The following is a 6,701-nucleotide window of genomic DNA, read 5'->3' as shown; positions in this document are numbered from 1 at the left end:
CGAATGATACGGCTAGCAGAAGACTCATGAATACCAAAGTCCATACTGATATGATAAAGCGTGCGGTATTCACGCCAATAAGTCAGGGCTAATAGTATTTGTGCTTTAAGACTGAGCACACTTGGTCTGCCTGATTTGGTCTTAGATGCTTCATGCTCTTGCATGGCCTCAAGCATGTCATAAAAGGTGGCTTTATGAATGCCAGTGTAGCGTTTAAAACCAGCGTCACTTTGTTTGAGTAGCTTATTTATGTTTGGCATGGTTCCTAAAAAGTTATGAGTGTCTTCCTATTTTAATTCCCTTTGCTACTTTTGCAAGAGGTCTAATAGAAGTATTTTATTTATGACATAAAGAACGGCAGAGCTTAAATAAAGTCTTTGTCTAATACCTTTTTAAAAAATCACATTACCCTTGAAGACTTTGAGCCATCTGACGACAGTATGCTGCTAGGTTATCAGGTAAGTCATTTGGACAGACACCGCACTGCTGATTGCCAGGTACTGCATGATCTATAAATTTGGGATATGGCAGATTTAAGTTATTCATAATAACTCTAAATTCTTCGAGAGTTGTATCACCACCAAGCCTTGGATTGCGCTTTTTTTCCTGAGCGATTGAAGAAACAAAGCGCTCTTTATAGTCATGCGCAGGATAGACTAGCGTCTCATCTGGTAAAGAGAATAACTTTTGGCGCACCGAGTGGTACAATGCATCGGAATCACCATGCTGAAAGTCAGTTCGGCCACACCCTTCAATGAGAAGAGCATCACCAGTAAATACGCAGTCATTGTACAAGTAAGCAAAATGTCCTGCCGTATGACCTGGTGTATGTAAAGGCTGCAAAGTAATACCATCGACCTCAAATGGGATACCTTCTTCTAGCCCAACATCCGCACATGCCAGTCGGTCGTAGGCAGGTGCAGCGATTTTACTACCAACGGCCCGCTTCATCTCTAAAGCTGCCGTGATGTGATCCGCATGAATATGTGTATCAACAGTGTAAGCCAGCTTCAGGCCTAACTTATGCACCTCAGCTAAATCACGCTCCATCGTCGCAATGACAGGATCGATTAATACTGCCTGTCCTGTATTGATATCTCCTATAAGATAGGTATAAGTACTAGAGAGTGGCTCATATAGTTGTCGAAAGATCATAATAAAACCTCGTTTAGTGATTTAACATTAACAGTAGTAGAAGTCATTCAAAATAAATGCCGTGCTAATAACCATCTATATATAACCCCAGTTCGGGATAAGCGCTCAAAAAAAAGATAAAAAAAGAAGTCCGAAGTTGCTAAAGTAAGTTTACCAAGACAAACTTCACAACAAGGACTTCTTACATGGACAACCTAACCGAACTATACTGCCATATTGACGACTTTTATCAGCAATTCAAACCTGAGTTTGACGCTCATTTAATCGCAACGGGACACCAAAGGTTAAGAGCATGCCAGATAAGTGTAGCAGAGATGATGACCATCTTGGTACTGTTTCATCAATTACGTTATCGACAGTTTAAGGCGTTTTACTACCATCACATGCTTGGCATGATGAAACGGGCGTTTCCAAATCTGCCGAGCTACTCGCGATTTATAGAGCTTGTGCCGCGCAGTATCATGCCACTGTGTGCCTACTTGCAAAGCATGATGGGCGACTGTACGGGTATCAGCTATATTGATTCAACCAAGATAGCAGTTTGTCATAACAAGCGTATCTACCGTCATAAAGTCTTTGAGAGTATGGCGCAAAGAGGTAAAGGTAGTATGGGCTGGTTTTACAGCTTTAAGCTGCATGCCATTATCAATCACAAGGGCGAGCTTGTATCTGTTAAAGTCACTGCGGGTAATACGGATGACAGAGTGCCTGTTAAGGATATGGCAACGCCTGTGTTTGGCAAGCTGTTTGGTGATAGAGGATACATCAGTAAAGCCCTAAACGAGTGGCTCACAAAACACAATGATACCACGTTGATAACCAAACTTCGGCGTAATATGAAACCCCAATTACTTGAGCCTATGGATGAGGCACTACTCAATCATCGCTCTTTGATTGAAACGGTGTTTGGGGAGCTTAAAAACTTGTGCCAAATCGAACACTCACGCCATCGTAGTGTCACGGGGTTTATCACAAACTTGCTGTCAGGTTTAATTGCTTATTGCTGGTTTCCCTATAAGCCCACCATCAAAAACATGCCTCAGCAGGGACAGGTAGCCACATTGTAAATAGTATCAATGAGTTACAATGTGGCTTATCCCGAACTGGGGTTAAGTTATACTGCTTTTGCCTATTACACCTTTAAGGGAAAAACAGATCATGAGCATATGTATTAGTAATAGATAATCATGACTATCAATAGCTGACAGTTGCTGTAAGTCATTACAGCAACTAAACCTAACAAGCTGATTAATACGCTAACTAGGAAGTCATTATGAAAAATTTCAGTAAAAAACAAACACAATGGGCATGGTTCATTGGATTGTATATAGCAGGGTTTTTGACTGTTTTTATTATTGCGCAATTAATCAAGCTGGCCATGGGCTTGTAATTACTTTAAACATATGACTGAACTCACTTATTCTAAGGCATTAATATGAAAACTTCACATGACTTGGTTAGCGCTGCGAAAGCGCAAATTACTGAAATACCTGTAGCACAGGCTCAAGTTGCTTGTCATAAAGCAGATATCATTATTGATGTCAGAGAGCCTGCTGAATATGCTGCGGGCCATATCAAAGGCGCAATATCAGTACCTCGTGGCATACTGGAATTTAGAATTTCTGACTTACCAGCTATCAAGGGTGCTGATACTGAAATCCTACTATATTGTCAAAGCAGTGGGCGCGCGGCGCTAGCAGCTCAGTCATTAGCAGAACTTGGCTATACGCAAGTTGCCTCAATTGCTGGCGGTTATGAGGCATGCCTTGAAACGGACATACCAATAACTATGGCAAATGAAGGTATTAATTTTTATTAGGTATTTATTAACTCAATTGGATAGACACCGCATTGCTGATTGCCAGAGATTGCACGGTCAATGAATTTGGAATAGAGCAAGTTTAGATGATTCATGGTCACTCTAAACTTGTCGGGTTTTATGCCCCCACTGAGCCTTGGATTACGGTTTTTTTCCTGAGTGATTGAAGGGACAAGATGCTCTTTATAGTAGTGCGCAGAATAGACTCTCAGCGCATCTGATAAAGAGAATAGCTTATGGCGCACAGAGTTGTAGTTGTAGAAGTTATCGGCATCACTGTGCCAAAAGTCAATTCGCCCATACCATTCAATAAGTAGAACATCACTATTGAATATATGCTCCTGAAAGAGAAAGACGAAATTTCTTGCAATATACCCTAAAATATGCAATACGCGTAAGGTAATGTTAGCAGCTTCTAAGAACAAGTACTTAACCTAGCAGAACATCTTTAATCTCTTCTTATTATTCATCATGTATAGCATGTAGTCTTGATATAGTCGTTGCGCTCGTTTTACTATACATAGAGTTAATGCAGCTTATCCTAGAATAATTGTATCGATTAATGATGCGCCCTAAAATTTAACGCAACGTTTATATATCAAAGTTGTTTATATTTGATAGAATTATATTTCTGAGAAGTTACGAACTGTCTAATTGACTGATCTACTGCCTTAGCTCAGCCAAATTACTGCCATTATTTTTCACAATTTAACATATGAATATAAAATCGGATATTATATTTTATAATAAGGATATTCCAATGAAGACATCATTTAAAATTAATTATTCTTCCTATTTGGTTGCTACCATTTTAAGTATTAGTGCAATGGGCATAACAGCATGTAGTGAAACAGAGATCAAAGCGGTTGACAGAGTAGAAGAAGCTGAGGCCTTAGCACGAGTTAAATCACTTGAGTCACAAGCTGCAGCAATTAAGGAAGATATGGCCTCAAATCCAAGCGCTAAATTGACTATCAGTATGCCTGACGAGTCTACTATTCCAGATGACGAGTTTGGCGCAGCTGTGCGTCGCGGCTTGCAAATTGCTAATCATACTTATAAAGAGTTGCCTGACAATGTTGGCAACCAATTGAATTGTACGAGCTGTCATTTAGGTAATGGCTCAGAAGCTTACGCTGCTCCTTGGAATGGTATGCCAGGTATCTATCCTATTTACCGTAGTCGTGGTGGTCGTGTCAACTCAATTCAAGAGCGTATTAACGGATGTTTTGAACGCTCAATGAACGGCAAAGCGCTTGATCTAGGTTCAGATGATATGAATGCAATGGTGTCTTATATGAGCTGGCTATCACAGGACTTGCCATACGGTGTCTCACCCGAAGGTCGCGGCTTTGTAGAAATAGATAAAAATTTGGAGCCTAACACAGATAATGGCAAAAAACTATTCGCTGAAAAATGTAGTGTTTGCCATGGTGAAAATGGCGAAGGTCAGTATAATGATGATGGTTCTTACGTTTATCCAGCAGTAGCTGGAGAAAAGTCTTTTAACGATGGCGCAGGTATGGCACGAACATACACAGCAGCTGCTTTTATCAAAGGTAAAATGCCTTTTGGACAAGGTAACTCTCTTAGCGACCAGGAAGCAGTCGATATTGCTAGTTACTTTACTCACTTACCACGTCCTATAAAAGCTAATAAAGATAAAGACTGGCCTAATGGAGATGCGCCTAAAGACGTACGTCGATAATAAGGTTCAAACCGAAGTATTATTTTTAGATGACTAGAGTTTTTCATCATCTCTATAAATTGAGGTATATTCGAATCCAAATAAATTAGGGGGCTGTCCTAGATAACTAGGGCATGTCCTCATTTTAAAAATGGTGATAAAAATGAGGACACAGCCTAGCACACGCGATAATAAACAGCGACCAGACACTTTTTGATACCATGACAAGCATAAAAAGCAGCCCTTATGACAACTGACACTGATACCACAGCGGCAAAGCCTAAAAAGACGCCACAGCAAAAAGCGCTGTCGCTTATCAAGACGATACTGATATATGGCTTGATGTTTGCCGTCATTTATACCGCGGTTAATTGGTGGCGTCAGCCAGTCATGCCTGCCAACCCGCAATTGCAGCTCACCGATTACCAAGGACAAAGCATTGACTTGGCGGCGCTCAGTAACGATAAGCCCGCGCTGGTGTACTTTTGGGGGACGTGGTGCCCTGTTTGCCGTGTGACCTCGCCGACCATAGACACGCTCGCGGCGGCCAATGACTACCCGGTGGTGACCATTGCGATCCAGTCAGGCTCTGATCAAACGCTGCATAGCTACCTGAGCGAACACAAATACCGCTTTACCACCATCAACGATCAAGAAGGCGAGATATTTGCTGACTGGCAAGGACAAGTAACACCCTCTTATGTCATCTTAAAAGAGGGTGAAATGGCGCAAGGTCTAACGGGCATCCAGCCATTGTGGTCACTAAAACTACGCTTATGGCTGTCATCGGTTTTTTAGTTCTTGTTTTTTTAGCCTTGTTCTTTTTTAGGGCGTGTCTTCAATTCATCTTACAATGAACGATAGTACATGCCAGATAAAGCATTGACTTAAAATTACGAGCTAACTTCTCATAGCGAGTGGCGATACTACGAAAGTGTTTAAGCCTTGCAAACATATTTTCAACAAGATGACGCAGCTTGTACAAATAGCTATCAAATTCTGGATTCGGCTGTTTGGCATTCTTCCTTTTAGGAACGATGGGTATCATATTATGGCTTCGAGCTTTGTCTCTGATACACTCTGAATCATAGCCCTTATCAGCGATAAAGCAATCTGCCTGTCCAATCATGTCAATCAATTCACCTGCAACTTGACTGTCGTGGACGTCACCCCCAGTGATTTTAAAATCGAGCGGATATCCATCGGCATCACAGGATAGGTGTATCTTTGTAGTTGCGCCGCCACGGCTTCGTCCAATTGCTCGATCTGCACCACGCCGAGCTCCACTTGCATGCTGGTGACAGCGAACATAGCTTCCGTCTGTGAATACCCATTCCGTATCAATTTCTTTTCGTAAGCTAAAAAAAAATTCTCCCATAAGCCAGTTTTCGACCATCGATTAAAGCGACTATAGGCTGTTTTCCATGAACATAATTCTTCAGGTATGTCACGCCAAGGCGCGCCTGTGCGTAGTTTCCACAGTATGGCTTCCATGATCTCTCGGCTGTTTTGAGTTTGATAGCAGCCGTACTTTATCATCGTCGATTGCAATTGATCCCAAAGTGTATCTGTTAATGCTTTTCTTGCCATAACTTGTATTGCTCGCATCGTTTCAATAGATGCGGTATTGTAACTATTATTTATGCCTTATCCAATTGAAGACACGCCCTAGTTCAAACCCTGTTTAACTCATTGTTTTAATTGTAGTAATTGCGACTTTGGGTCACTATGATTAAAACGCCACTCACATTCCTTTAAATAAAGGTGAAAATGCTCTTTTGGAACTCCGTTAAACTTGCGTAGATGCCGTTTAGCTTGGTTCCAGAAGTTCTCTATACCGTTAATATGATTCTTGTCATTAACAAAGGTTTTGGAGTGGTTGATGCGATAATGAGTAAACTCACTGACATCTAATGCGTTATAGCTTTTAAATGAGTCAGTATAAACAATGCTATCAGGCTTCACTTTTTCTCTTATGATGGGGATCAAAGTATCTGCTTTAGCATTGGGTATAATACAAGCGTAGACCTTGCCATTACG

9 protein-coding genes and 1 pseudogene are annotated in these 6,701 nt (G+C 41.2%); 5 read left to right on the top strand and 5 right to left on the bottom strand.

The window, feature by feature from the left end; all coding sequences use genetic code 11:
* Both BLR43_RS13065 and BLR43_RS13060 read right to left on the bottom strand, forming a co-directional pair.
* On the bottom strand, positions 1-260 hold a 260-nt coding region (locus BLR43_RS13065), incomplete at its 3' end, for a helix-turn-helix domain-containing protein (RefSeq protein ID WP_143007456.1).
* 145 nt (positions 261-405) lie between these two features.
* On the bottom strand, positions 406-1,155 hold the full coding sequence (locus BLR43_RS13060) for an MBL fold metallo-hydrolase (RefSeq protein ID WP_093071425.1): 750 nt from the start codon (positions 1,153-1,155) through the stop codon (positions 406-408).
* Between the two features lie 185 nt (positions 1,156-1,340).
* Here BLR43_RS13060 and BLR43_RS13055 point away from each other — a divergent pair, with 185 nt between their 5' ends.
* The 3 genes from BLR43_RS13055 (at position 1,341) to BLR43_RS13050 (ending at position 2,974) form a co-directional block, all read left to right on the top strand.
* Positions 1,341-2,222, top strand: a complete 882-nt coding sequence (locus tag BLR43_RS13055; RefSeq protein WP_093071424.1) for an IS982 family transposase — start codon at positions 1,341-1,343, stop codon at positions 2,220-2,222.
* 206 nt (positions 2,223-2,428) lie between these two features.
* On the top strand, positions 2,429-2,545 hold the full coding sequence (locus BLR43_RS13535; protein ID WP_143007455.1) for a DUF2474 domain-containing protein: 117 nt from the start codon (positions 2,429-2,431) through the stop codon (positions 2,543-2,545).
* Positions 2,546-2,590: 45 nt separating this feature from the next.
* Positions 2,591-2,974 carry a rhodanese-like domain-containing protein gene (locus BLR43_RS13050; protein ID WP_093071423.1) on the top strand — a complete coding sequence of 128 codons (384 nt, stop codon included), beginning with the start codon at positions 2,591-2,593 and terminating at the stop codon, positions 2,972-2,974.
* On the opposite strand, the gene BLR43_RS13045 is transcribed toward BLR43_RS13050, so the two are convergent.
* Positions 2,971-3,399, bottom strand: a complete 429-nt coding sequence (locus BLR43_RS13045; RefSeq protein ID WP_093071422.1) for a hypothetical protein — start codon at positions 3,397-3,399, stop codon at positions 2,971-2,973. The two genes, BLR43_RS13050 and BLR43_RS13045, sit on opposite strands and share 4 nt — an antisense overlap.
* Before the next feature lie 335 nt (positions 3,400-3,734).
* On the opposite strand from BLR43_RS13045, the gene BLR43_RS13040 reads away from it, so the two are divergent.
* Complete coding sequence (locus tag BLR43_RS13040) at positions 3,735-4,682, top strand: c-type cytochrome (protein ID WP_093071421.1); 948 nt, start codon at positions 3,735-3,737, stop codon at positions 4,680-4,682.
* Positions 4,683-4,907: 225 nt separating this feature from the next.
* Complete coding sequence (locus tag BLR43_RS13035) at positions 4,908-5,459, top strand: protein disulfide oxidoreductase (RefSeq protein ID WP_093071420.1); 552 nt, start codon at positions 4,908-4,910, stop codon at positions 5,457-5,459.
* 40 nt (positions 5,460-5,499) lie between these two features.
* On the opposite strand, the gene BLR43_RS13030 is transcribed toward BLR43_RS13035, so the two are convergent.
* Together BLR43_RS13030 and BLR43_RS13025 are read right to left on the bottom strand one after the other, a co-directional pair.
* A protein-coding gene (locus tag BLR43_RS13030) for an IS5 family transposase (RefSeq protein WP_143007454.1) occupies positions 5,500-6,251 on the bottom strand; the annotation gives its coding sequence in 2 pieces (ribosomal slippage) (positions 5,500-6,044 and positions 6,044-6,251; 753 coding nt in all).
* Positions 6,252-6,350: 99 nt separating this feature from the next.
* Positions 6,351-6,701 (bottom strand): annotated as a pseudogene (locus BLR43_RS13025) (IS1595-like element ISPssp3 family transposase); the annotation flags it as partial.

Source organism: Psychrobacter pacificensis (genome assembly GCF_900101915.1).
Taxonomy (GTDB): domain Bacteria; phylum Pseudomonadota; class Gammaproteobacteria; order Pseudomonadales; family Moraxellaceae; genus Psychrobacter; species Psychrobacter pacificensis.
This window is presented reverse-complemented; position numbering and strand designations above follow the sequence as displayed.